General features: G+C 73.4%; 18 protein-coding genes. 10 read left to right on the plus strand and 8 right to left on the minus strand.

Features of this window, described 5'->3' with window-relative positions:
• Positions 1-21: 21 nt before the first annotated feature.
• The 4 genes from IEZ07_RS22185 to IEZ07_RS22200 all read right to left on the minus strand — a co-directional run bounded on the left by IEZ07_RS22185 (position 22) and on the right by IEZ07_RS22200 (position 4,525).
• Positions 22-1,119, minus strand: a complete 1,098-nt coding sequence (locus IEZ07_RS22185; protein ID WP_191896477.1) for a winged helix DNA-binding domain-containing protein — start codon at positions 1,117-1,119, stop codon at positions 22-24.
• A gap of 522 nt (positions 1,120-1,641) precedes the next feature.
• Positions 1,642-2,385, minus strand: a complete 744-nt coding sequence (locus IEZ07_RS22190; protein ID WP_191896478.1) for an MBL fold metallo-hydrolase — start codon at positions 2,383-2,385, stop codon at positions 1,642-1,644.
• A 147-nt stretch (positions 2,386-2,532) separates the two neighbouring features.
• On the minus strand, positions 2,533-3,570 hold the full coding sequence (locus tag IEZ07_RS22195) for a hypothetical protein (protein WP_191896479.1): 1,038 nt from the start codon (positions 3,568-3,570) through the stop codon (positions 2,533-2,535).
• Between the two features lie 502 nt (positions 3,571-4,072).
• The gene (locus IEZ07_RS22200) at positions 4,073-4,525 is read right to left on the minus strand and encodes a hypothetical protein (protein WP_191896480.1); all 453 of its coding nucleotides are present in this window, start codon (positions 4,523-4,525) and stop codon (positions 4,073-4,075) included.
• A gap of 140 nt (positions 4,526-4,665) precedes the next feature.
• On the opposite strand from IEZ07_RS22200, the gene IEZ07_RS22205 reads away from it, so the two are divergent.
• Positions 4,666-5,616, plus strand: coding sequence for a putative RNA methyltransferase (locus IEZ07_RS22205; protein ID WP_191896481.1), 951 nt, complete (start codon positions 4,666-4,668; stop codon positions 5,614-5,616).
• Between the two features lie 176 nt (positions 5,617-5,792).
• Positions 5,793-7,559, plus strand: a complete 1,767-nt coding sequence (locus IEZ07_RS22210; protein WP_191896482.1) for a S9 family peptidase — start codon at positions 5,793-5,795, stop codon at positions 7,557-7,559.
• A 141-nt stretch (positions 7,560-7,700) separates the two neighbouring features.
• Here IEZ07_RS22210 and IEZ07_RS22215 read toward each other — a convergent pair whose 3' ends face one another.
• A complete protein-coding gene (locus IEZ07_RS22215; RefSeq protein ID WP_191896483.1) occupies positions 7,701-9,242 on the minus strand; it encodes a PP2C family protein-serine/threonine phosphatase in 1,542 nt (513 codons plus the stop codon).
• 121 nt (positions 9,243-9,363) lie between these two features.
• On the opposite strand from IEZ07_RS22215, the gene IEZ07_RS22220 reads away from it, so the two are divergent.
• The 5 genes from IEZ07_RS22220 (at position 9,364) to IEZ07_RS22240 (ending at position 16,670) form a co-directional block, all read left to right on the plus strand.
• Positions 9,364-12,993 (plus strand): HAMP domain-containing protein, encoded by a 3,630-nt coding sequence (locus tag IEZ07_RS22220; protein ID WP_191896484.1) that lies wholly within the window; start codon positions 9,364-9,366, stop codon positions 12,991-12,993.
• A 3-nt stretch (positions 12,994-12,996) separates the two neighbouring features.
• Positions 12,997-13,629 carry a response regulator gene (locus IEZ07_RS22225; RefSeq protein WP_191896485.1) on the plus strand — a complete coding sequence of 211 codons (633 nt, stop codon included), beginning with the start codon at positions 12,997-12,999 and terminating at the stop codon, positions 13,627-13,629.
• 250 nt (positions 13,630-13,879) lie between these two features.
• Positions 13,880-15,568 (plus strand): ABC-F family ATP-binding cassette domain-containing protein, encoded by a 1,689-nt coding sequence (locus IEZ07_RS22230; protein WP_191896486.1) that lies wholly within the window; start codon positions 13,880-13,882, stop codon positions 15,566-15,568.
• 83 nt (positions 15,569-15,651) lie between these two features.
• Entirely contained in the window at positions 15,652-16,077 is a 426-nt protein-coding gene (locus tag IEZ07_RS22235; RefSeq protein WP_191896487.1) for a VOC family protein, read from the plus strand.
• An 11-nt stretch (positions 16,078-16,088) separates the two neighbouring features.
• Positions 16,089-16,670: a TetR/AcrR family transcriptional regulator gene (locus IEZ07_RS22240; RefSeq protein ID WP_191896488.1), complete on the plus strand. Its 582-nt coding sequence runs from the start codon at positions 16,089-16,091 to the stop codon at positions 16,668-16,670.
• Positions 16,671-17,080: 410 nt separating this feature from the next.
• On the opposite strand, the gene IEZ07_RS22245 is transcribed toward IEZ07_RS22240, so the two are convergent.
• Together IEZ07_RS22245 and IEZ07_RS22250 are read right to left on the minus strand one after the other, a co-directional pair.
• Positions 17,081-18,655, minus strand: a complete 1,575-nt coding sequence (locus tag IEZ07_RS22245; protein WP_191896489.1) for an NYN domain-containing protein — start codon at positions 18,653-18,655, stop codon at positions 17,081-17,083.
• 205 nt (positions 18,656-18,860) lie between these two features.
• A complete protein-coding gene (locus tag IEZ07_RS22250; RefSeq protein WP_191896490.1) occupies positions 18,861-21,419 on the minus strand; it encodes a sigma factor in 2,559 nt (852 codons plus the stop codon).
• Positions 21,420-21,550: 131 nt separating this feature from the next.
• Between IEZ07_RS22250 and pyrE the strand changes: the two genes are divergently transcribed.
• Positions 21,551-22,087, plus strand: coding sequence for an orotate phosphoribosyltransferase (pyrE, locus tag IEZ07_RS22255; RefSeq protein WP_191896491.1), 537 nt, complete (start codon positions 21,551-21,553; stop codon positions 22,085-22,087).
• A gap of 118 nt (positions 22,088-22,205) precedes the next feature.
• Here pyrE and IEZ07_RS22260 read toward each other — a convergent pair whose 3' ends face one another.
• On the minus strand, positions 22,206-22,640 hold the full coding sequence (locus IEZ07_RS22260) for a hypothetical protein (protein WP_191896492.1): 435 nt from the start codon (positions 22,638-22,640) through the stop codon (positions 22,206-22,208).
• Between the two features lie 309 nt (positions 22,641-22,949).
• On the opposite strand from IEZ07_RS22260, the gene fbaA reads away from it, so the two are divergent.
• Complete coding sequence (gene fbaA, locus IEZ07_RS22265) at positions 22,950-23,972, plus strand: class II fructose-bisphosphate aldolase (RefSeq protein WP_191896493.1); 1,023 nt, start codon at positions 22,950-22,952, stop codon at positions 23,970-23,972.
• Between the two features lie 139 nt (positions 23,973-24,111).
• Positions 24,112-24,531 (plus strand): DUF3151 domain-containing protein, encoded by a 420-nt coding sequence (locus IEZ07_RS22270; protein WP_068897981.1) that lies wholly within the window; start codon positions 24,112-24,114, stop codon positions 24,529-24,531.
• The last annotated feature ends 11 nt before the right edge of the window (positions 24,532-24,542 follow it).

Here is a 24,542-nt window from a genome sequence, read left to right on the forward strand (position 1 = left end):
TGCACCACCGGTGGCCGGAACTCAGGGGGACGCGTCAATCTGCACGCGGTCACTGTCGTCGTCGGACAGGAACGACGCCAGCGACCGTCCCTCCTCGGCGACGGCGGCGTGGTCGGATCGGGAGAGGCGGCGCAGCGGGGTGACGATCACGGCGTCCGCCTCGGTGGTCCAGGTGGCGGCGACCCGGCCGTCCACCAGCACCACGCGGGCACCGGCGACCGACAGACCGCGGTGGGCGTCGTCGACGATCCGGGTGCGGTCGTGGTAGCCGAGGAGCGCGTTGTCGAACGCCGGCAGGAACCGTACCGGGACGGGTGTGTCGGGGTCGGGACGCGGCGCGTCGGGAAGGTCCAGCAGCTCGCGGCCGCGCTCGTCCCGGAAGGTGACGAGTTCCCCCCGCATCGCGGATACGGCGGCCGGCAGTCCCGCCAGGCCGCACCAGGCACGCAGGTCCGCCGAGGCCGCGGGGCCGAACGCGGCCAGGTAGCGCCGTACCAGCGCCTGGCCGACCGGGTCGGAACCGTCCGCGGCCGGCGGGTCGATCTCGCGCCCCAGCCAGGACGAGAGCAGGACGTTGCGCACACCCGCCCTCGTACGCCACAGCCCACGCGGCGGCAGCTGCGCCATCGGGAGGAGCGCGGCGACCAGCATCTCCCCCAGCGCCCGCCGTCCCGGTGCCGGCCAGCGATCGGCGAGCGCCCCGGCGAGCTCACCCATCGAGCGGGGCTCGCCGTCGGCCATGACCGCCCGGCCCGCCGCCGCGAGCTCGTCGAGGTCCACTTCGTCGAGCTCGTGGCGGTACGTCCCGAGCACCCGCTGGCGCAGCATGGCGTCGTGGCGGGCCCGCCAGGCGAGCGCGTCCTCTGCGGTGAGGAGGTGGACGGTGCGGCGCATGAGGTGGGTGCGCACCACGCTCCGCCCGACGAGCAGGCCCGAGAGCGTCGCCGGGTCGAACGCGCGCAGCCGGGTCCAGAGCCCGACGAACGGCTCCTGTGGTTCCTGCGCCTGCAGCCCGCCGAGGTGCGCGACGGCGTCGCGCACCGGTATGTCGGCGCGATCGAGCAGCAGCTGCCGGGCCAGCGTCGCGCGGTTGAGCGCCCGGGTACCGAGCACGGTCATCGGTCTCCCCCGCGATCTCCTCGGACTCGCCTCACGGTCACGCCGCTCCCCTTCGGCTCGGCTTCCGGCCACCGAGCGTTTCGCGCAGGATGTCCGTGTTCCCCGCGTGCCCCGCGTGCCCCGCGTGCCCGGCGTGCCCGGCTTGCAGGCCGGCCCGTCCGGCGTCGAATGCGGATCGGGGCGTGGCGATGCAGGCGTTCACGATGTTCTGAGCCTTCCTGGAGCTGCGGTCATCCGGCATGGGACGACACTCGCAGAGGTAGCGGCCGGCCATTGTCCGCTTCTCCGGGCGAGCGGTCATCAGGAGTCACGGATCGATCGAGAGCGGGGTTCTCAGGACGGGTCCGTCATGGCGGTGGCGATGAGTTCCACCTCGAACCCGTCCGTGTCCTCCAGAACCGTCGTCCTCCAGAACCGTCGTCCTCCAGAACCGTCCAGGAGGACCGGCCCTCCCGGGATGCCGCCGCCCGATGGAGCCGGCGACGGCGGCCCCCAGAGTGGAGCCGTCCGGGATCGCGGCGGTCAGGACAGGGAGGTGAAGGGCTCCGCGAAGTGGGCGGTGGCGATCAGCCCGCCCTCCGCTCTGACCCGGTCCAGCACCTCGGCACGGGTCCGCGCGGCGAGCTCAGGATCGTCGTCGTAGAGGTAGGGCACCCCGGGGTCGGCGAGCTGGACGGGATGCAGCACCAGGTCGCCGGTGAGGGCCAGGCCGCCCACCCGGACGATCTGGTGGCCGGGAGTGTGCCCCGGCGCGTGGACCACCCGGACGCCGGAGGACAGGTCCGCGTCCCCGTCGACCACCCGGACCCGTTCGCCCAGCGGGCGGACCACATGGTCGAGGACCGCCTCGGAGGCGGCGGCGATCTCGGCGCGCTGGAGCACGTACCCGGCGTTCGGGAAGACCGGCGCCCCACCCGCCACCGCCCCGCCGGCGTGGTCGCTGTGCAGGTGCGTGATGACCACGGTGTCCACCTCCTGCGGCGTGGTCCCCACCCGGGCGAGCTCGGCCGCCAGCGCCCCCGGGACAGGGGCCCAGCTCGCCGCCGGCCCGTCCTGCGGCCCGATCCCGGTGTCCACCAGGACGGTACGGCCCGCCGCGCCGCGCAGCAGGTAGCAGTGGAAGTGCAGGGTCCACTCCCCGTCGTGGTGGCAGCCGCCGGGGAACATCTCCGGCAGCGGCCGCCGGATCGCCTCCCCCATCGGGCCGACGGCGTCGCACAGCGGGATCACCTCGACGCCCGCGACGGTCATGGGCTGGTGCGGCATCCGGTCTCCCTTCCAGGAACGGGCTGCCGGTGTCACGGTGGCAGCGGGTGTGACGCACCGCCGGCCAGGCCGCGTGCGAACGATCGGTTCCTTCTACCGCATCGGCGCACCGTTCCACCACCTCGTCGGCGTCCGCGGCCGGTGCGGTCAGTCCGCCCGGTACACGACCGGCTCCCCTTCCCCGCCTGGATAGACCATGACCAGGATCTCTCCGGGGACACCCGGCTTCCCGCGGTCCGCATCCGCCGCCCCTCTCCGGACGTGCACGCGGACGCGGTAGCGGCCGGGGCCATCGGAGGTGAGCCGGGGCAGGAGCGGCTCACCGTCCACGAAACGCAGATCGCCGAGCGGGCTCAGGTAACCGACCTCCTCGACCCGGTCCCAGCCTCCGGTCTCCACCGGAGGACGCCTGCCGTACGCCTCACCTCTCAGGCAGACGGCTCCCGGCCCGCGCACGGCGGTGACGACGACCGCTCCGGTGGTCGCTCCCACCACCCCGTTCTCTCCCGCCTCCGCGCGGGCCCCGTCCAGAAAGAGCGGCTCCTTCGACAGGATCCTCTCGTGCAGGAGGAGGGCGGATTCCGTCCCGGCGTCCGTGGAACCGCGCCCCACCGGTTCGATCCGGGGGCGGTGCGGCGGCAGCCCGTCGCAGGCGGCGCCCCGCCCGGTCCCGGCCCACACCGCGTCCTCCGCCTCCCGTACGGCGGGGCAGACCGGATACAGCAGGTCCAGGATGGGCCGGATCGTATCGTCGGCCACCGCCCGCACCCCGGTCGCGTGGACGTCGCCGCCGTGCCTGGTGGCCGTCTCACACAGATGGCGGGCGTTGGCGGCCAGCTCGCGGTCGGGCATCGCGAGGAGGGGTCCGCCGCCCCGGTCCTCGCGCGCCCCGCACATGAACAGGTCCCAGCCGGACGGCGGCTCCCGGATCTCGTCCGGGGAGAAGGAGCAGTCCGGCACGGTGACCCTCCCCGGGGGTGTGTCGCCGCCGGACAGCAGGACGACCGCCAGCACGACCGGCACGGTCAGGAGCGTCCGCGGGGTCCGGCCGCGCCGCCGTACGGCCCGCCGCCCGGAGCGGAGCGCGGACACCATCAGCACTGCCGCGGCCAGCTGGCAGAGGTCTCCTCCGATCTCGGAGTGGAACGACGCCTGCGGCCCCCACCCCCCCCGTGTGCCCTTCAACCGCGTCCGTCAGGAAGAGCAGGGGCCGGAGGCCGTACACCAGGACCAGCATGGTGGCGAGGAGGCCGGTGAGCACCCGGCCCGTCTTCGGCCTGCCCAACCGAGCGGCGAGGAGGCATGCCCCGAGGCCGAGCAGCACGTACGGCGCGGCGCCGAGGGCGAAGACGGGACCGTCATGGATGTACCGGCCCAGCCGGCCGGCGATCAGGTAGCCGTCTCCGGGGTACGTCAGGACCATTCCGTAGACGGCCGAATCACCGTGTCCCGTGGCCGAGGAAAGCGACTCCCCGATCTCCACGTAACCCAGGCAGGCGGCCGGAACCACCGCCCACAGCAGGGCGGCGGCCCAGAGCATCCATGATCGTCGCGTCACGCCGGGCGACTCTAACGGGGCGCGGCGACGGTTCCGTCACGGCCGCACCCGAGACCACGGCCGCACCCCAGAGCACGCCGTAGCCCGGGGCGCGGTGACGACGGCCCCGGGGTCACGGGCGGCGCCCGCCTACTGCGGCCAGCCGGCGACGGTCGAGGCCTTGATCACATCGGTGTGGCACCCGAAGATCGCGTTGGTCCTGTAGCTGACCAGGCAGACCCGCACATCCACCCGGTCGACCTCGCCGTCCGACGACAGCTTGAAGGCCGCGCCCTTCGAAGAGCAGGTGTAGCGGACCTGCGACCAGCCGGTGCCGCCGCTGACGTAGTGGAACCGGGCGCGCACGTAGCCGCAGTGGCCGCTGTGCCGGTCACGGTCGCGGAGGGTGCCGGAGACGACGAACCGCTCGGAGTCGAAGTCGCTCAGCCAGACGTCGGCCTTGGCGTATCCGCCGTGACCGGCCGCGGACTGCACGGGACCCCAGTGGTGGACGGGGGCCGCGGCGGCGTTCGCCGTCCCGGCCGACCCCCCGGCGAGCACGAGCGCGAGCAGACCGGCACCGATGACAGTTCTCTTCCTCATGGGTCACATGTGTACCGGTCGTCGCTTGAAACCCTCTTGCACGCCACTTGTCACCTATCGACCGGACAGTCCATGACGAGGAACCGCTCGGCCGCAGGAGCAGAGACCAACCGTGCCGCCGGGGGCGGGATGATGGAGGGATGCTGGCCGACATCGTGGAGTTCCTCGTCTGCCCGGTCTGCGGGGATCGGATGGCCCTCGGTGAGCGGGTGCTGCGCTGCCCGGCCGGGCACGCGTTCGACGTCGCCCGGCAGGGATACGTCAGCCTGCTGACCGGCTCGCAGGCCCCCGGGACGGCCGACAGCCCGGCCATGGTGGCGGCCAGGGACGCCTTCCTCGGGGCGGGGCACTTCGACCCGCTCGCCGACGCGGTCGCGGACGCCTGCCGTACCGCGGTGGCGGCGAGGACGACGGGACCGGGGGACGCCGAGACGGGATCGGCGGAGGCGGGGGCGGATGCGGGGCCAGTGGTCGCGGACGCGGGGCCGGGGACGACCGGCGCGGACGCGGGGGCGGGGCCGGTGGTCGCGGACGCGGGGGCGGGGACGGGGTACTACCTGGCCCGGGTGCTCGACCGGCTGCCCGGCGCCGTCGGGATCGCGCTGGACGTCTCCAAGCACGCCGTCCGGCGGGCCGCGCGGGCCCATCCCCGGCTGGGCGCGGTGGTGGCCGACGTGTGGCGGCCGCTGCCGGTCGCGAGCGGCGCGGTGGACGTGCTCCTCAACGTCTTCGCGCCGCGCAACGGCTCGGAGTTCGCGCGGATCCTGCGCCCCGGCGGCGTGCTCGTCGTCGTGACCCCCACCGTCCGGCATCTGGAACCGCTGGTGGACCGGCTGGGCCTGCTCTCGGTGGACGAGTCGAAGGAGCGCCGGACGGCCGAGAGCCTCGGCGGCCGGTTCACCGCCACCGGCCGGAGCGTCCACGAGTTCTCCATGCGCCTGCGCCGCGCCGACGTCGAGGCCGTGGTGGGCATGGGCCCGAGCGCCTGGCACGTCGACACGGAAGTCCTGCAGAGACAAATCACAGAACTACCGGATACAAGTACGGTGACCGCTTCTTTTCATATTTCTACCTTTAAGTCACACCCATGATCAAGAGCGTTACTTGACAGTCACCTTCGTATCACATGTAACTTAAGTGGCATTTAGTCCGAAATTACACACGTTCATCAAGCAAACTACTGCCGGAGGCTACATACTGGACGGCAACCCGGCGGGCCCGCGCCCATGTCCGCGCGAGCCGATGCCTTGACGGAGGGACACGCCATATGAAGGCGGAGGAACGCTGGCAGACCAGGTTCCGGGCGCCACGCGTGACACTGCCCGTCTGGGCGCGGCATGCCCCCGCCCGCGCCGTGTACCGCAGCAACGCCTCCGGCGCCTGGGAGGTCTACGCCTGGGACCGCGCGGAGGGCGTCGTGCGCCAGGTGACCGCGCGCCCCAAGGGCACCTCGCACGGCACCGTCGACCCCGCCGGCCAGTGGATCTGGTGGTTCGCCGACACCGACGGCGACGAGTGGGGCGGCTGGATGCGCCAGCCCTTCACCGGCGGCCCCGACGAGCCGGTCGACCTCGGTCCCGGCCACCCCGCCGGGATCGCCCTGGCCGCGACGGGTGACGCGGTGATCGGCCTGGCCCGGCCAGGTCAGGGCTTCACCGTCTACGTCGTACGGCCCGGCTCCCCCGCCCGGGTGGTCTACGAGCACACCGAGGCCGCCTCTGTGGCCGCGGTCTCCCTGGACGGCTCGCTGATCGCAGTCAACCACAGCGAGCACGGCGACACCAGGCACCCCTCGCTCCGGGTCCTGCGGCAGTCCGGCGAGACCGTGGGCGAGCTGGGCGACGGCCTCGGCAGGGGCGTCGTCGGCCTGCGCTTCGCCCCCGTCTCCGGCGACCGGCGGCTGCTCGCCCTGCACGAGCGCCGGGGCCGCCGGGAGCCGCTGGTCTGGGACCCGGTGAGCGGCGAGCAGCGGGAGATCTGGCTGCCCGACCCCGGCGAGATCACCGCCGACTGGTACGCCGACGGCCGGTCCCTGCTCGTCGTCCGGGCCAACCGCGGCCGCACCCACCTGCACCGCTACGACCTGGCCGGAGGCGTGCTGGCCCCGATCGAGACCAAGCACGGCGTGATCGACGCCGCCGCGCCCCGGCCCGACGGCTCGGTGGAGTACTCCTGGTCCAGCGGCGCCCACCCGCCGGTGATCCGGTCGAGCAACGGCCAGGTGGTGATGAACCACGGCGGGCCGTCCTCGCCGCCCTCCGTCCCGGTCGAGGACGTGGACGTGGACGGGCCCGGCGGGCGCGTGCACGCCCTGGTCTCCCGGCCCGAACGCGGCGCCGGGCCGTACCCGACCGTCTTCCTCCTGCACGGCGGGCCCACCTCGCAGGACGACGACTCCTTCCTCCCGCAGGTGGCGGCCTGGGTGGACTTCGGCTTCGCGGTCGTGCGGGTCAACTACCGGGGCTCCACCGGGTACGGCTCCGCCTGGCGGGACGCGCTGGCGGGCGACGTCGGCCACATCGAGCTGGCCGACGTGACCGCCGTGCGCGAGGCGATGGTGGCGCGCGGCCTGGCCGACCCGGAACGCCTGGTGCTGGCCGGGTCGTCCTGGGGCGGCTACCTCACGCTGCTCGGGCTGGGGACGCAGCCCGGGACGTGGGCGGCGGGCGTCGCGACGGTGCCGATCGCCGACCACCTGGCGGCCTACGAGGACGAGCCCGAGTCGCTCCGGGCCTACCACCGCGCGCTGCTCGGCGGCTCGCCCGCCGAGCAGCCGGAGCGCTACGCGCACTGCTCGCCCATCACCTACGTCGACCGGGTCGAGGCGCCGGTGCTGATCCTGGCCGGCGAGAACGACCCGCGCTGCCCGATCCGCCAGATCGAGGCCTACGTGTCCCGGCTCGCCGCGCGCGGGCACGAGCACGAGGTCTACCGGTACGGCGCGGGCCACGGCTCGCTGGTCGTCGCCGAGCGCATCGCCCAGATGGCCGCCCAGCTGGACTTCGTCCGCAGGCACGTGAAGACGGACGCCTGACCTCCCGCCCGACCGCCCGGACGGTCATCCGGGCTCCCGGACGCCCGCCGGACCTCCCGGCCGACCTCCCGGCCGACCGCCCGTCCGGAGCCCGTCCGGAGCTCGGACGGGCCCCGGGACCGGCGGGCGCGGACGGCCTGCTCAGCGGGCGCGCAGGACCACGATCGCCATGTCGTCCGCGCTCGGCTCGGTGGTGAACTCCTGCACCGCCCGGCGGATCCGCGCCGCCACGGCCCCCGCGGACAGGCCCACGCACTCGGCGAGCAGCCTGGCCAGGCCCCCGTCGTCGTCGAGCAGCCGCTCACCCTGGCGCCGCTCGGTCACCCCGTCGGTCACCGCGAGCAGCACGTCGCCGTGGTCGAGGTGGACCAGGTCCGCCTCGAAGTCCACCTCGGGGAAGACCCCCAGCAGCGACTGGGAGGTCACCACCGGCTCCACGACGCCGCTGGGCTTGAGCCGCAGCGCCTCCGGGTGCCCGGCGGAGACGAGCCGCAGCTCCAGACCCGTCGGCACGGGCCGGATCTCCCCGTGGAGCAGGGTGAGGAACCGGGCCCGGTCGCCCTCCTCCAGGATCGCCTGGTTGAGGCGGCCCAGGACGGCGGCGACGCCGTACCCCTCGCGGGCGAGCAGGCGCAGCGTGTGGCGGGCCAGGCCGGTGACCGCGGCGGCCACCGGGCCGGTCCCGCAGACGTCGCCGACCGCGAACCGCCAGGACCCGTCGCCGGCCGCGAACAGGTCGTAGAAGTCTCCGCCGACCTCGTTGGTCTCCCCCGCGGGTTCGTAGACCACCGCGTGGTCGAGTCCGGGGATCTCGCCGGGGTCGTCGGGCGGGAGCAGGCTGCGCTGCAGGGCCCGGTTGGCCGCGGCCTGCTGGGCGTAGAGCAGGGAGTTGTCCAGCGCGAGGGCGGCGCGGCGGCCGATGTCCTCGGCGTACTGCATGACGTCGTCGGCGAAGCGGTCGGGGCGGCCCAGGCACATCGCGCCGAGCGCGCGCCCCCGCGCCAGGAGCGGGACGGTCAGCACGTGGGAGTCGCCGAGCTGCGTCGAACCGCCGTCCTCGGGGACGCGGCTCCCGGCGAGCACCTCGCGCAGCTCGTCGATGCGGCCCTCGTCGGCATGCCACAGGTAGGCCGGGCGCTGCGGCCCCCCGCCGTCGGCCCAGATGAAGACCGCGCACCAGGTGGCCAGCCGGGGCACCGCGATCTGCGCGATGATCGCGGGCACCATGTCCGGGTCGAGCGTTCCGGCCAGCAGGTCGCTGGCGTCGGCCAGGAAGCGCAGCCAGACCGGCCCCCGCCCGGAGTCGTCCTCCTCGGCCCACTCCGTGGTCACCTGGTCGCGGGAGCCGGGCAGCGGCAGCCGGGCCCAGTGGGTGCGGTGCTCCGGGCCGAAGGTGACGCCCCACTCCTCCACCGGCACGACGGGCGCGCCGGGATGCGTCTCCGAGGCGCTCTTCTGCCGCACCTCCACCTGCACCCGGTCGCCGAGGTGGGTCCACACGACCTCGAACGGCACGTCGGCGACCTGAGCGGCCAGCTCTCCGGACAGCTGCTCGGCCATGGACAGGACGGACGCGGCGGCCCAGGCGGTCATCACCTCTCGGGTGAAGCGCCTGACCTCGGAGACGGCGGCGTCTCCCGGCGTGAAGGACGCGGCCAGGAGCGCGCGTGGAGCGGTGGTCATTGTTCCCTGATTACCACACTCCATGGTGACGTGGGGTAAAACGAAGGCGGGACCGGGGCTTGCGCATCGTGACAGACTGGGATGACCCGAGGCTGCCCCCCTCGGGATTCAAGGAGGTCTCATGACCACGGCCGACACGATGCCCGACGCCGAGGAGCGCCACTACAGCGAGTCCGACCTGCGACCGCTTCTGGAGACGCTCTTCGCCTGGCGCGACGGCGACTTCCGGCGCCGCGTGCCCTACGCCCCCGACGGGATCCTCAGCGAGATCCGCCTGCTGCTCAACGAGGTCGCCGACCGCCGCGAGCACCTGGCCAACGAGCTGATGAGGGTCCGCCGCGAGGTGGTCAAGGAGGGCCGCTTCGGCGAGCGGCTGACCCCGGGGCCCGGCGTGGGCGCCTGGGCCGAGAGCGTGCACTCGGTCAACGACCTCATCGAGGCCCTGTCCGGTCCGGTCAGCGGGGCGGCCGACGTGATCGACGCCGTGGCCAAGGGCGACCTGTCCCGCCGGATCGACCTGGACCGCGGCGCCCGGGGCGAGGTGCGGCGCCTCGGCAAGGCGATCAACGGCATGGTGGACCAGCTGTCCCTGTTCACCTCCGAGGTCACGCAGGTGGCGCGCGAGGTCGGCACCGAGGGCCGGCTGGGCGGCCAGGCGCAGCTCCGGGGCATGTCGGGCAGCTGGCGCGACCTGACCGAGGCGGTGAACGCCATGTCCACCCGCGTCTCGGCCCAGGTCCGCGACATCGCGCTGGTCACCACCGCGGTGGCCAGGGGCGACCTGAGCCGCAAGGTCACCGTCGACGCGGTCGGCGAGATGCTCGAGCTGAAGAACACCGTGAACACCATGGTCGACCAGCTCTCCGCCTTCGCCGAGGAGGTCACCCGGGTGGCCCGCGAGGTCGGCACCGAGGGCCAGCTCGGCGGCCAGGCGCAGGTCCGGGGCGTCTCCGGCGTCTGGAAGGACCTCACCGACAACGTCAACGTCATGGCGGGCAACCTGACCACCCAGGTGCGGGCCATCGCCGCGGTCTCCACGGCCGTCGCCCAGGGCGACCTGTCGAAGAAGATCACCGCCGACGCGCAGGGCGAGATCCTCCAGCTCAAGGACACCCTGAACACGATGGTCGACCAGCTGTCGATGTTCGCCGACGAGGTCACCCGGGTGGCCCGCGAGGTCGGCACCGAGGGCCAGCTCGGCGGCCAGGCCCGCGTCCGCGGCGTCTCCGGCGTCTGGAAGGACCTCACCGACAACGTCAACTCGATGGCCAACAACCTGACCTACCAGGTGCGCAACATCGCCGAGGTCACCACCGCCGTCGCCCGGGGCAACCTGACCCGCAAGATCGACGTCAACGCCCAGGGCGAGATCCTCGCCCTCAAGACCACCATCAACACGATGGTCGACCAGCTGTCGTCCTTCGCCTCCGAGGTCACCCGCGTGGCCCGCGAGGTCGGCTCCGAGGGCAACCTCGGCGTCCAGGCCCAGGTCGAGGGCGCCGAGGGCATCTGGAAGCGCCTCACCGAGAGCGTGAACGACCTCGCCGGCCGCCTCACCACCCAGGTCCGCGCGATCGCCGAGGTCACCACCGCCGTCGCCCAGGGCGACCTGACGCGTTCGATCACCGTCGACGCCGAGGGCGAGATCGGCGAGCTGAAGGACAACATCAACACGATGGTGTCCGTGCTGCGCTCCACCACGACCGCCAACCAGGAGCAGGACTGGCTCAAGTCCAACCTGGCCCGCATCTCCCGGCTCATGCAGGGCCACCGCGACCTCATGGAGGTCGCCAAGCTGATCATGAGCGAGCTGACCCCGCTGGTCTCCGCCCAGTACGGCGCCTTCTACCTCGCCGAGCCCGCGGGCGACCACGACCTGCACCTCATCGCCGGGTACGGCACCCGCCCGGGCTCCGGCCCGCGGCAGCGCTTCGCCACCGGCGAGGGGATCGTCGGCCAGGCCGCACTGGAGGGCAAGCGGATCATCCTGCGCGACGTCCCGGACCGCTACCTCACCGTGGGCAGCGGCCTCGGCCGGTCGGCGCCCGCGCAGATCGTGGTGCTCCCGGTCCTGTTCGAGAACCAGGTCCTCGGCGTGCTGGAGCTGGCCTCGCTCTACGAGTTCAGCGAGGTCCACCACGACTTCCTGGTCCAGCTCGTGGAGACCATCGGCGTCACGATGAACACCATCATCGCCAACTCCCGGACCGAGGACCTGCTCACCGAGTCCCAGCGCCTCACCACCGAGCTGCGGGAGCGCTCCGACGAGCTCCAGCGCCAGCAGGAGGAGCTGCGCCGCTCCAACGCCGAGCTGGAGGACAAGGCCGCGCTGCTCGCCAAGCAGAACCGCGCCATCGAGATCCAGAACTTCCAGATCGAGCAGGCCCGCCGCACGCTGGAGGAGCGCGCCGAGCAGCTCGCGGTCTCCTCGCGCTACAAGTCCGAGTTCCTCGCCAACATGTCCCACGAGCTGCGCACCCCGCTGAACAGCCTGCTGGTGCTGGCCAAGCTGCTCACCGAGAACGCCGAGGGCAACCTCACGCCCCAGCAGGTGGAGTTCGCCAAGACCATCCACGGGGCCGGGTCCGCGCTGCTCCAGCTCATCAACGACATCCTCGACCTGTCCAAGGTCGAGGCCGGGCGCATGGACATCCACCCGCAGCAGATCTCGCTGCCCAAGCTCGTCGACTACTTCGAGGCCACCTTCACGCCGCTGGCCCAGGACAAGGGCCTGTCGTTCGCGGTCGAGGTCGAGCCGTCGGTCCCGCAGGAGCTCCGCACCGACGAGCAGCGCCTCCAGCAGGTGCTGCGCAACCTGCTCTCCAATGCGATCAAGTTCACCCCCAAGGGCGAGGTACGGCTCCGCGTGCTCTGCGCACCGCACGGCGTCGCCTTCGTGGACGAGACGCTGCGCGGTGTCGACGGCATCCTGGCCTTCGAGGTCGTGGACACCGGCATCGGCATCGCCGCCGACAAGCTGGAGGTCATCTTCGAGGCGTTCCGGCAGGCCGACGGCACCACCAGCCGCAAGTACGGCGGGACCGGCCTGGGCCTGTCCATCTGCCGCGAGATCGCCCGGCTGCTCGGCGGTGAGATCCACGTGATGAGCGAGGTGGGCCGGGGCAGTTCCTTCACCCTGTACCTCCCGCCCGCCTACGCGGGCCCGCTGGCCTCGCGCGACGGCGGGGCGGCGACGCCGAGCGCCGTCCAGCAGCCGCCGATGGTCATCCCCGGCGAGCTGGAGCGCGCTCCCGAGCTGCCGGAGGCCCCGGTGGAGGAGAGCCCGGCCGTCCCGGACTACCCCCCGGCGGACGGACCGGTGTGGACGGGCGGCGAGGACCCGCTCGCCGGCGCCAAGATCCTCATCGTGGACGACGACATCCGCAACGTCTTCGCGCTGACCAGCGTGCTGGAGCGGTACGGCTCCACGGTGGTCTACGCCGAGAACGGACGGGAGGGCATCGAGCAGCTGGAGCGCAACGAGGACGTCGCCCTGGTCCTGATGGACATCATGATGCCGGAGATGGACGGCTGGGCGACCACGTCGGCGATCCGCCGGATGCCGCAGTTCGCCGATCTGCCGATCATCGCGCTTACCGCTAAGGTCATGCAGGGGGACCGGGAGAAGAGCATCTCGTCCGGTGCCTCCGACTACATCCCCAAGCCCGTCGACGTCGACCGCCTGCTGGAGCGCCTGCGCGGCTGGCTCACCCGCGGGCGGGCGGCCGACGACCTCCGTGAAGGTGCATGATCGATGCCGGACCGCGCCAAGATCCTCCTGGTCGACGACAGGGAGGAGAACCTGATCGCCCTCGAGGCCATCCTCAGCTCACTCGACCTGATCCCCGTCCGGGCCAAGTCGGGTGAGGAGGCGCTGAAGGCGCTGCTCAGCACGGAGTTCGCGTTGATCCTGCTGGACGTCCGGATGCCCGGCATGGACGGGTTCGAGACCGCCTCCCACATCAAGCGGCGCGAACGCACCCGGAACATCCCGATCATCTTCCTGACCGTGGTCGACAGCGCCCCGGACTACGCCTTCCGCAGCTACGCCGCCGGGGCGGTCGACTACCTCACCAAGCCGTTCGACCCGTGGGTGCTCCGGGCCAAGGTGGCGGTGTTCGTAGAGCTCTACAACATGAACCGCCGCCTGACCGAGCAGGCCTCCATGCTCCGCGAGCGGCTCAGCGACGAGCTCCCGGCGGGCCGGAACGGTGACCAGGCCGCCGTGCTCCCCGAGCTCTCCCGCCGCCTCGCCGCCGTCGAGGACGAGCTCACCCGGGTTCGCGAGGCCGCCCGCAAGACCGACGACCCCGCCCTGGCCGGGTCCCTGTCCGACCTGACGGACCGCCTCAAGCACCTGCGCGCGGGCCTCGACGCCCTGTCCTGAGCCTCGGCCGGGTCCCTTCCGGGTGGGGGGTCCGGATAAGCGGTCGATTCACGGATGTCGGCTTGTTAGCCTGGGGCCGTGCAATATCTGTTCTTCCTCTGACGGGGACCCGTCCAGCCCGCCCTTCGCGCCCGTAGGCCGAGGCGACGGGCTGTTCGCCGTTTCCATCGGCCGATCGGCCGCCCGTCAGTGACCGAGAGCGTCTCCGTCCACCCGTCCGGGGGACGAGTGCGCCTCCGCAGGAAGAGACATGACCAGCACCGTAATCCTGCCCGCGCGTGCCCACGCGCAGCTCATGGCATCCGAGATCCACATCAGCCGCGGTGGCCGCAAGGTCCTCGAAGGCGTCGACCTGACGGTCTCCCCCGGTTCCCGCTGGGGCGTCGTCGGCGAGAACGGCCGGGGCAAGTCCACACTGCTCCACATCCTCGCCGGGACCCTGCCGCCGGACTCCGGGAGGGTTCATCGGGTCGGCACGCTCGGGACCGCCGAGCAGGAGATGGCCGCCGGCGGCGGCCGTACCGTCGGCGACCTCGTCGACTTCGAGCTCGCCGACGTCCGTGCGGCACTGCTCGCCCTCGACCGCGGCGCCGCGCACCTGGCCGAAGAGCGGCCCGGCGCCGCCGAGGAGTACGCCGTCGCGCTCGCCGCCGCCGAGACGCTCGACGCGTGGGACGCCGACCGCCGGGTCGACGTCGCGCTCGAAGCGCTCGGTGCCGTCACCGACCGCTCCCGGCCGCTCGACGAGATGTCGGTGGGTCAGCGCTACCGGGTACGGCTGGCGTGCCTGCTCGGCGCGGAGCGCGACTTCCTGCTGCTCGACGAGCCGACGAACCACCTCGACCAGGACGGCCTCGAGTACCTCACCGCACGGTTGCGCGGCATGTCCGGCGGGGTCGTGCTGGTCAGCCACGACCGGGCGCTGCTGTCCGACGTCGCCACGGCGGTGCTCGACCTCGATCCGAGCCGTGACGGGCGGCCCCGCGTCTACGGCGGCGGATACGCGGGATACCAGGAGGGCCGGCGGGCCGAGCGGGACAGGTGGGAGGAGGAGTACGAACGGCAGCGGGCCGAGCACTCCCGCCTCACCGAGGACCTGGCCAGGGCGCAGGACCGGCTCGTGACCGGCTGGCGCCCCGACAAGGGCACCGGAAAACACCAGCGCGCCACCCGCGCACCGGGCCTCGTCCGGTCCGTCAACCGGCGCCGCGACGAGCTGGAGGAGCACGCGGTCACGGTGCCCGAACCTCCGCTGCGGCTGCGGGTGCCCGACCTGCCCGGGCGTCCCGGCGCCCTCCTGCTCCAGGCCGCCGGGATCACCGTCGCCGGGCGTCTCGACCGGCCCGCCACGCTCGTCCTCGGCTCAGGGGCACGGCTGGTCGTCGGCGGGCCCAACGGCTCGGGCAAGTCGACGCTGCTCTCCGTACTGGCCCGTCGGCAGGAACCGTCGACCGGGACGCTGCACGTCGGCCCGGACGTGCGCGTGGAGCTGCTGGCCCAGGAGTCATCGCCGCCGGCCGGGAGGCGGGCCCGCGATGTCTACGAGGTCCGACTCGGACGGCTCGTCGGCCGGGGAGTCCTGCGGGATGCCGATGCCGTCCCGCTGGAGTCGCTCGGCATCCTCGCCCCGGCGGACCTGGACAGACCCGTGGGGGAGCTCTCGATGGGGCAGCGGCGCCGCCTCGACTTGGCCATGGCACTCGCCGCCCGCCCGCACGTCCTCCTGCTGGACGAGCCGACCAACCACCTCTCGATCGCGCTCGTCGACGAGTTGACGCAGGCTCTGGATGCGACCGGTGCGGCGGTCGTGCTCGCGACCCACGACCGGCGGCTCCGCCGCGACGTCGCCCACTGGCCCGCCCTGGCCCTGAACGGCGCGCCGTCGCGGCTCGACGAGCCTCAAGGGCTCCGAGGAGTCGGCACCGCTCCCGCCGGATAGATCCGTCCCTTGACTAATGACCTCAGGTCAATAATATTGACCTGAGGTCATTAGGGCTTTTCGATCCACGAAAGGGGCTTTCCATGTCCGTGTTCACCGGAGTGCGCCACATCCATCTGCGGGTGAGCGACGCCGAGCTGGCCGCCGCCTTCTACGGACAGGCGCTGGGGATGCGCCGGATGGTCGACAAGTTCGACGGGAAGATGATCATCCTCGGCACGCCCGGAGGAGGGGACATGTTCACGGTGAGCGAGGAGACCGTGCCCGTCGAGTTCGAGGCGGATCGGGAGCGGGTCGGCAAGATCGGTGGGCTCGACCACTTCGGCTTCGAGGTCGCCGATCTCGGGCGGTTCGACGCGGCTCTGGAACAGGTGCTCGCCGCGGGCGCCGTACTGGTCAACCGGGAGACGATCCCGCCCGGCATCCCGTCGGCGTTCCTCCGCGACCCCGACGGCTACGTCTTCCAGATCTACGCCTTCCCTCCCGAGGTGAAGCAGGCGATGCCCTAACCTCGACAGGTGTGAACCGACCCCGTACCCGCCGCAGGCTGTCCCCGGACGAGCGCCGCACCGAGCTGATCGACGCCGCGATCCGCGTGCTGAGGGAGCAGGGCGAGCCGGCCAACCGGGCCGTCACGGTGACGGCCGAGGCGGGTACGGCCAAGGGCACCTTCTACGTCTACTTCCCCTCCTGGGAGGACCTGCTGGTCGCGGTGCACGACCGACTGATGGACGATTACAGCGCTCCTCTGCGGGAGCGGCTGGCCGCGGAGGCCCCGCAGGACTGGCGCGCGGTCCTGGACGGGGAGATCGACCGCTTCGTCGACTTCACGGTCGGCTGCGGAAAACTGCACGGCGCGGTCTTCCACTCCTCCGTCGTGCCGGCCCCCGCAGGCGACGAGCACTCGGCCACCGGACTGCTCTCTCGGATCATCCGCCGGGGTGTCGAGGAGGGCGCGTTGCGGCAGGTGGACCCGGACGTCGCAGCCGGCCTGCTGTTCGCCGCACTGCACGCCGCAGCCGACGCGGTCGCCGCCGGAGGGGACCGGACCCGCTGGTGCGGGAGCCTGCGCGAGCTCACCGGGAACTGGCTGGCACCCTGACCTCAGGGCCGCCGCGTCGACGGCGTCAACAAGGATCCGGTGCTCCCGGCAGGGCTCCCTGCGGCGACCGGCCCTGAGCTCCTTTCCGGCAGGATGGCTTCAGCTACGGCGACCCGCCCTGAACCGGACCCGTACCGCTCGCTTCAGCGCCGGCGAGAACGCCGGGCGGCCGGAGAGCGAGACGCTACGGCCCACATCGGTACGGCGCAGCAGCGGTGCACGGGGGCGGGCCGGTGGTCCTGGCGGCGTATAAAGCACCGAACCCCGCGCGCCCGAGTCCAGGCCGGAGGCCGGAAACCACCAGAGTCCGGCTGCGACGGCCGCCAGGACCACCGGCCCGCCCCCGTGCGAACCGACACCGGCCACCACGAACCGCCCGCAGCCCGGAAGGACCGGCCGCATTTCCGCGGTCAGTGGCGAGCGCGCTCCAGGGCGTCCCAGAAACCGCGGCGCAGGGCGTGCCGGACCTCGTCGTGCAGGAGGAAGTCGATCGGCAGCGAGGAGCCCTGCAGGAGGCGGGCCTCCAGGTCGGAGGGCATGCGGGGTTTGCGGGCCAGGACGGCTTCGAGCCACAGGGCCGGGGCGTCCTTGGCCACGGACTCGCCGAAGTCGTGGCCCTCCTTGTGCGCCGCCTTCACCGCGTCGGCCAGCGTGGTCGTACCGCCGGCCGCCGCGTTGACCGACACGGGGGCGGCCTGCGGGCCGGTGTAGGGCCCGATGGGCTGCGGTTGCGCCTGCGGCTGGGACTGGGAGGCCGTGGGCTGCGGTCCCGTGTAGGGGGTGGGCAGCTGGTAGCCCGGCGCCCCGCCCGTGCCGCCGGCGTTACCGGAACCGTACGGCGGGACGGCGGGCATCGAACCGGTCGAGCCGTGGTGCGGTCCCGGCTGCGATCCCGAGGAGGCGGCGGAGACGGCCGGAGCCGGAGAGGTGGGCGGGGACTCCTGGGCGTAGCCCGGGTAGGCGGGCTGCGACGGGCTCCCATGGGAAGGCCGGTTCTGCGGCGCGGCGCCGTCCGGGGAGACGCCTCCGGACGGAGTCCCGCCGGCCGGGGGGACCCCGTTGCCCGCGTCATGGCCGTGCCCGCCACCAGACCCGCCACCAGACCCGCCACCGTGCCCGCCGCCGTGGCCGGCGCCGTTGCCGGACGGCATGCCCCGGTGCGACGGCACTCCGTTGCTCGGCGTGGCCCCGCCGTAGTTCAGCGGCGCGGAACCGTCCGGCGACGTCCCGTTCCCGGAGGAGGCGACCCCGTTCGCGGCGGCGGACCCGTTGCCCGCCACCGCCTCGTAGCCGGGCCGGACGCCGTTCCCGGTGGACATCCCGTAACCGGAGCCGGGGGAGATCTCATAACCGGCGCGGGATCCGTTGCCCGGGGGGACCGCGTGGCTCAGCGCCACGGCGGCGCCCGCGGCGCCCAGGGCCCCCGGGGCGGAGGAGGCCTCACCGGCCCCGGAGAGCAGGCTGACGTATGGCCGCAGGTGACCGCCGCCGATCTCGATCAGGTCGTCGCACTCCTGGCGGAGTGAGCGGGACACGCCCCAGCCCCCGTCGGCGGCGATGTGCACCAGCGTCACCCGGATCCCCAGGTCCTGCGCGTCGCAGACGACCTGGGTCAGGTCCTCGTCCCCGCTGATCACGACCGCGTCGCAGATCGCGTTGTTGCGGGCGAGCGTCATCAGGTCGCGGTGGACCTGCGCGTCGACGCCCTCCCGGCGGCCGGGCCGGATGCGCGAGAGCCGGAGCTTCAGGCCCGGGATGTCGCCCAGGGTGTCGTGCTCGGGGGTGTGGCGGCCCTCGACAGTCGCCTCGTACCAGTAGCAGCGGAGCAGCGGCAGGCCGGTGCGCTCCCGGCACAGCTCGTTGAGCAGCCGGAGCAGGCCGGTGTAGTCCCACGAGACGGCCTCGCGATGCCGGGTCCCGTGCGCGGCCATCGCTCCGTCTGCCAGCAGGTAGCCAGCGTCCACGAACAGCGCGCAGCGATCCACGCGACACCGCCCTTCCTACGTCGCCCGGCCCTACGGCTCGGACACGCTTGAAAACGCCCCGAAAGGCCGGACAGGTGGGCCTTCTCCAGGGTAGTAAAGCAACGGAGCCGCTGAGGGCGAATCCCCACGATTCCACCCGCAACCGACCGCCCGCCGGAGCGTTCACGCCGACCGTACCAGTTTGTCCCTTTATAGAGGCCGTTCATCACGAACGGGTCTGCACCGTCACGGCCGCCGCCCCGAACAGGACCGAGTCCCGGCGGGTGCTCAGCCTGAGCACCGGATTCCGCCCCAGGACGGCGTGGAAGCGGTCGACGTCCACTCCCGGCGTGAGGTCGACCCCCACCGACCCCGTGGACGAGCCGTCGAAGGGGTTGTCGGGGTTCCGGTCGCCGCCCTCGGGCCGGAGCGGGCCCGCCCCCGCGCTCACCCGGTCGCCGCGGAGATCGGCGTCGCCCTCCCAGGCCACCACGTCCAGCTGCGCGGGCCCGGCCCCGCGGGCCAGCCCGTCGAGCGGCAGGCGCACCGGCGTGCCCGCCCCGACCAGGACCGCCGTGTCGACGACCACGGCCTGGCCGTACGGCCGGCGCGGGTCGGCCGCGACGACCACCAGACTCCAGCCGGCGTGCCGCGAGACGCCCGCCCGGAGGGGGACGTCGGCCACCCAGTACTTGCCCCGGAGCCTGCGCACCAGCCCGGTCACGTCGGCGAACGCCTGATATGCCCGGCCGGACGGCAGCACCCGCTCGACCACGTTCGTGGCGCTCACCTGCGTGTAGCCGGTGCTCCCCGGGGCCCTGAACTTCACCCGCCCGGCGGCGGGCGCGCTCGCCGACCAGTAGAGCCCGGCCCAGACGACCCTGCCGCGGCCGGGCAGGTCCAGCCGGGCGGCGCTGGAGCTCTTCGTCGACGGGTCCCCGTCCCGGTCGAAGAGCCGCATGGGCGCCTGGTCGTTGTCGCGCTCGTCGCCGTCCCGCGACCGCACCGCCCGGCACATGCGGCCGGTGGGCGCCCGGGTCAGGAGGGTGTTGCCGATCGCGGCGGTGACCACCCTGCCCTCGGCGGCGAAGCGGGCCGGGGCCCCGAAGGCCCGCACCCCGCTCTCCGACTCCGCGCTCACCGGCTCGCCCCCACCGCCGACCCGGAGCGAGAGCGGCACGTCCAGGGCCGCCGTCGGCGCGGCTTTCACCCGGAGGAAGACCGAGGTCGCCTGACCGGGGGCCAGCGGGCCGCGGGCGCAACGCACGTGCCGGCCCGCGGGCCGGCAGGACCACCCGTCCACCGTGCCGACGGACCCGCCCGCGGCGGGCCTCGCCCGGCTCCCGCCCGTCAGCATCGTCACCCCGTCCGGCAGGCCGATCCGGGCCACCACTTCGCGGCTCCCGCCCAGGCCCGCGTTGCGCAGCCGTACGGCCACCATGCCCGGCTGGGCCCTGACCAGCGCGCCGAGCACCTCGATCCCGGCGACCAGGCGCGGGACGGCCGTCCCGATCCTCCCCCGCTGGTGCGCGGGGCTCGGCGCCTCGCGGGGCGCGGCCCGCACCGGCCGGGCGGGCGCCGGAGCCCCGGTCCGCGCGCTCCCGGAGGGCGGCGCGGTCACGGGCGGCCGCGGGCTCCCGGGGGCGCGGGAGGTCGCGGGAGCGTGCGACGGCTCCGCCGGGGGCGCCGTGGAGGGCCGCGGCGGCACCGGCGTGCTCCCCTGCGAGGCCGCCGAGGGCTCCGGCCCGGCGGGGAGGGGCTCGGGCTGCGCGATGATCGGCGGCGGTGTAGGCACCGGGACGGATCCCGGGGCCGGCCGGAGGAGCGCCGGGTCGCCGGAGGTCACCAGCACGAGCGCCGTCGCCGTGCCGAGCGCGATGACGGCCGCGCTCGCCGCGACGGCCTGCTGCCGCCCGCGGGAGGCGCGCCGCGCCCAGCCCGCCGCGCCGCCGAGGGCGCCGAGGCCGGTGACGAGGCCGCACCCGGGCGCGCCGCCCGACTTGCCCAGCGCCGTGAGGTATCCGTCCAGGACCGGTCCGGCGATGAGGGGACCGACGATGACGCGCAGGCCCCGGTCGACGTCGGTCAGCTCCATGAACACGGCCCGGCAGTCGGTGCAGTCGTCCATGTGCCGGTCGATGAGCCTGGTCTCCCGCTTGACCAGGCCGCCCCGGACGTAGGCGCCCATCTTCGACAACGACGGGCGGCACCCCTTCCGCGGCGTTCCGGACAGGTGCACCTTCAGGCAGGCCTGGCGCAGCCCCTCCTTCGCCCTGCCGACGAGCTCGGCCACCTCGTCGGCGGGGAGCCCGATCAGCGGGGCGACGTCGACGGGCCCGGACTTCTCCACCTCGACGTGCCAGAGCAGCGACTGCCAGCGCTCGGGCAGCGACAGGAAGGCCCGGGCGACCAGCGAGCGCTCCAGGCCGATCAGCGCCGGGTCGACGAAGGGCACCCCTGGGTCGAACAGCTCCGCCTCCCCCTTGGGCACCTCGCCGCTCGCGGTACGGCGCCGCTCCCGGTCGTAGACCGTACGGCGGACCGCGGTGAGCAGGTGCACCCGGAAGGCCTCCTTGGGGCCGCCGCCCCGCCGGGTCAGGTCCAGGATCCTGGTGAACGTCTCCGCCACGACGTCCTCGGCCTCGGCCGCGCTCCGGACGAGCTGCCGGGCCAGGGCGCGCGCCGCCGGCGCGTGCCGTTCGTAGAGGCCGCCGTAGGCCGCCGCGTTCCCGTTCCGGGTCGCGGCGAGCAACTCGGCGTCGCCTTGAGACGATTCAACACTCATTGTGACCTCACGATTACCTACAGTCGTCGCGCCCATACATTCCGCAGTCCGCACGACGGCTAAACCGAAGTCGCGGCTTTGCCTGCGACCGGGTCGGAGGCGCCGCCGGGGGCGGCCCTAACCTTGGTGTCATGAGCGATCGTGAGAACCTGCTGGCCGAGATCAAGAGCAAGGGCGTCGTGCACGGCCGCGTCGTGCTGTCCTCCGGCAAGGAGGCGGACTTCTACGTGGACCTGCGCCGGGTGACCCTCGACGGGAGGGCGGCTCCGCTGGTCGGCCGGGTCATGCTGGATCTCACCGCCGACCTCGACTACGACGCCGTGGGCGGACTCACCCTGGGCGCGGACCCGGTGGCGACGGCCATGCTGCACGCGGCGGCGGCGCGGGGCCGCGCGCTCGACGCGTTCGTGGTCCGCAAGGCGGCCAAGGCGCACGGGATGCAGCGCCGGATCGAGGGACCGGACGTCGGCGGGCGGCGGGTGCTGGCGGTGGAGGACACCTCCACGACCGGCGGGTCGCCGCTGACCGCCGTGGAGGCGCTCCGCGAGGCCGGCGCCGAGGTCGTGGCGGTCGCCACGATCGTGGACCGGGGGGCGGCCTCCGCCATCACCGGGGCCGGCCTGCCGTACCGCACCGCCTACACGCTGGAGGACCTGGGCTTGTCCTGAGCCGCCCCGAGACCTCGGGATCCCAGGGTTCCGTGGTCGCGGGATTCCGGGGTCCCGAGGTTCCGGGATCGTGGCATTCCGAGGTTCCGGGGTCGCGGAAGCCGGGAGAGCAGCGTGCCTACTCCCGGACGGCCGTGAACTCCTGCCGCCCCCCGGCCCCGCCCGGGGGGCGCACGACGCCGTTCACCCGGACGCGGACCGTGGACGCGTCGGTCAGCACGACGTCCACCTTGTCGTCGAAGGCCTGCGCCTGCTCGCCGCGGGCCATCTCCCGGTTGAGCAGCACGTCGCCGCCCGCCACCTTCAGGAAGACCGTGGGGCAGTGCTCCTCGGCGCACTCGACGAGCACCGTGGGGACCCGGGCGGGCGTGGCGGAGGGGGCTCCGGTCGCGGGGGCGGGCGCGGAGGCCGAGGCGGAGGACGCGGGTTCGGAGCCGAGCGCGCCGATCAGCGACCTGCCGCCCAGCGCGATCAGGAACAGCAGGGCCAGCACCGCGAGCCCGGCGAGGGCGAGGCGGGCGATGCCCATCGGGTCGGACCTGTGGCGTCCCACACATTGGAGGGTAGCGGCAGGAGCGGCGGTCCCACGAGCGGTCCCACGAGCGGTCCCACGAGCGGCCCCACGAGCGGCACCACGAGCGGCACCGTCGCCCGGGGGCGCGGACCCCGCCCCGGAGACCGCGGGCCCCGCCGCCGGAGGCGGGCGGCCCGGCGTCCGGGCGGACGGATCCGCAGGGATCAAGGAGTGGCGAAGCTACCGGGGCGGGGCGTAAACAGGAATACTGGCCGTCGGGCCGTGTCCCGCGAGGGTCCCGCCAGGCCCGGCCGATCCGCGCTTGCCGTCTTCCAGGGAGTTGAACCGATGCCTATCGCGACCCCAGATGTCTACGCCGAGATGCTCGACCGCGCCAAGGCCGGCGGTTTCGCCTATCCGGCGATCAACGTGACCTCGTCCCAGACCCTGAACGCCGCGCTCCGCGGTTTCGCCGAGGCCGAGAGCGACGGCATCGTCCAGGTCTCCACGGGCGGCGCCGAGTTCCTGTCCGGCACCACCGTCAAGGACATGGTGACGGGTGCGACGGCGCTGGCGGAGTACGCCCGCGTCGTCGCGGCGAAATACCCCGTGACGATCGCGCTGCACACCGACCACTGTCCCAAGGACAAGCTGGACGGCTTCATGCGGCCGTTGATCGACGTCTCCCTGGAGCGGGTGGCCAGGGGCCAGGACCCCCTCTTCCAGTCCCACATGTGGGACGGCTCCGCCGTACCCCTGGAGGAGAACCTGGAGATCGCCAAAGAGCTCCTCGACAAGTGCCGCCGCGCGAACATCGTCATGGAGATGGAGATCGGCGTCGTCGGCGGTGAGGAGGACGGCGTCGTCGGCGAGATCAACGAGAAGCTCTACACCACCGCCGAGGACGCGATCGCGACCGCCGAGGCGGTGGGCGTCGGCGAGCAGGGCCGCTACATGCTCGCCGCGACCTTCGGCAACGTGCACGGCGTCTACAAGCCGGGCCACGTCAAGCTCCGCCCGAGCGTCCTGAAGGACATCCAGGAGGCCGTCGGCGCCAAGTTCGGCAAGGACAAGCCGTTCGACCTGGTCTTCCACGGCGGCTCCGGCTCGCTGCTGGAGGAGATCCACGAGGCGATCTCCTACGGCGTGGTCAAGATGAACATCGACACCGACACGCAGTACGCCTTCACCCGCCCGATCGCCGCGCACATGTTCGCCAACTACGACGGCGTGCTCAAGGTGGACGGCGAGGTCGGCAACAAGAAGGCCTACGACCCCCGCGCGTACGGCAAGGCCGCCGAGGCCTCCATGGCGGCGCGCGTCGCCGAGGCCTGCCGGCACCTGAAGTCCGCCGGCACCAAGCTCACCTGATCCGCCCCACCCCCTCGGCCCGGCGGCGGGCGGGCGCCCACCGGCGCCCGCCCGCCGTTCCGGGCTGACGAGACCTCGAAGAGGAGGGACGGCGCGTCCGGCCCGCTCACCGAGCGGGCCGGACGCGCCGGAGAAACCAATGGAATCCCACGAGAACCTTCTCGCCGGTCCCCCGCCCACCCTGCTGCCGGACCTGCCCGAGGCCCGGGAGGCCCTGGCCTCGGGCGCCAAGGCGTCCGACGTCGCCGCGAGCTTCCCCGCCCATCCGGCGGCCTGGGCCGCCCTGGCCGAGGAGTACTTCGCGTCGGGGCACGCGGTGACGTCCTACGCGTTCGCCCGCACCGGCTACCACCGCGGGCTCGACCAGCTGCGCCGCGCCGGGTGGAAGGGCCACGGCCCGATCCCCTGGGAGCACGAGCCCAACCGCGGGTTCCTGCGCTGCCTGTACGCCCTGGCCCGGGCCGCGCAGAGCATCGGGGAGAAGGACGAGGCCGAGCGCTGCATGACCTTCCTGAAGGACTCCAGCGCCGAGGCGCACGCCGCGCTGACCGGCCGCTGAGGGCCCGGCCC

Origin of the sequence: Planomonospora parontospora (assembly GCA_014647935.1) — a bacterium.
In the GTDB taxonomy this organism is placed as follows: Bacteria; Actinomycetota; Actinomycetes; order Streptosporangiales; family Streptosporangiaceae; genus Planomonospora; species Planomonospora parontospora.

Coding starts and splice junctions, on each gene's coding strand:
- fbaA (WP_191896493.1), top strand. CDS start 22,950: ATGCCTATCGCGACCCCAGATGTCTACGCCGAGATGCTCGACCGCGCC.
- pyrE (WP_191896491.1), top strand. CDS start 21,551: ATGAGCGATCGTGAGAACCTGCTGGCCGAGATCAAGAGCAAGGGCGTC.
- IEZ07_RS22250 (WP_191896490.1), bottom strand. CDS start 21,419: ATGAGTGTTGAATCGTCTCAAGGCGACGCCGAGTTGCTCGCCGCGACC.
- IEZ07_RS22200 (WP_191896480.1), bottom strand. CDS start 4,525: ATGAGGAAGAGAACTGTCATCGGTGCCGGTCTGCTCGCGCTCGTGCTC.
- IEZ07_RS22225 (WP_191896485.1), top strand. CDS start 12,997: ATGCCGGACCGCGCCAAGATCCTCCTGGTCGACGACAGGGAGGAGAAC.
- IEZ07_RS22210 (WP_191896482.1), top strand. CDS start 5,793: ATGAAGGCGGAGGAACGCTGGCAGACCAGGTTCCGGGCGCCACGCGTG.
- IEZ07_RS22270 (WP_068897981.1), top strand. CDS start 24,112: ATGGAATCCCACGAGAACCTTCTCGCCGGTCCCCCGCCCACCCTGCTG.
- IEZ07_RS22190 (WP_191896478.1), bottom strand. CDS start 2,385: ATGCCGCACCAGCCCATGACCGTCGCGGGCGTCGAGGTGATCCCGCTG.
- IEZ07_RS22205 (WP_191896481.1), top strand. CDS start 4,666: ATGCTGGCCGACATCGTGGAGTTCCTCGTCTGCCCGGTCTGCGGGGAT.
- IEZ07_RS22185 (WP_191896477.1), bottom strand. CDS start 1,119: ATGACCGTGCTCGGTACCCGGGCGCTCAACCGCGCGACGCTGGCCCGG.
- IEZ07_RS22220 (WP_191896484.1), top strand. CDS start 9,364: ATGACCACGGCCGACACGATGCCCGACGCCGAGGAGCGCCACTACAGC.
- IEZ07_RS22235 (WP_191896487.1), top strand. CDS start 15,652: ATGTCCGTGTTCACCGGAGTGCGCCACATCCATCTGCGGGTGAGCGAC.
- IEZ07_RS22215 (WP_191896483.1), bottom strand. CDS start 9,242: ATGACCACCGCTCCACGCGCGCTCCTGGCCGCGTCCTTCACGCCGGGA.
- IEZ07_RS22230 (WP_191896486.1), top strand. CDS start 13,880: ATGACCAGCACCGTAATCCTGCCCGCGCGTGCCCACGCGCAGCTCATG.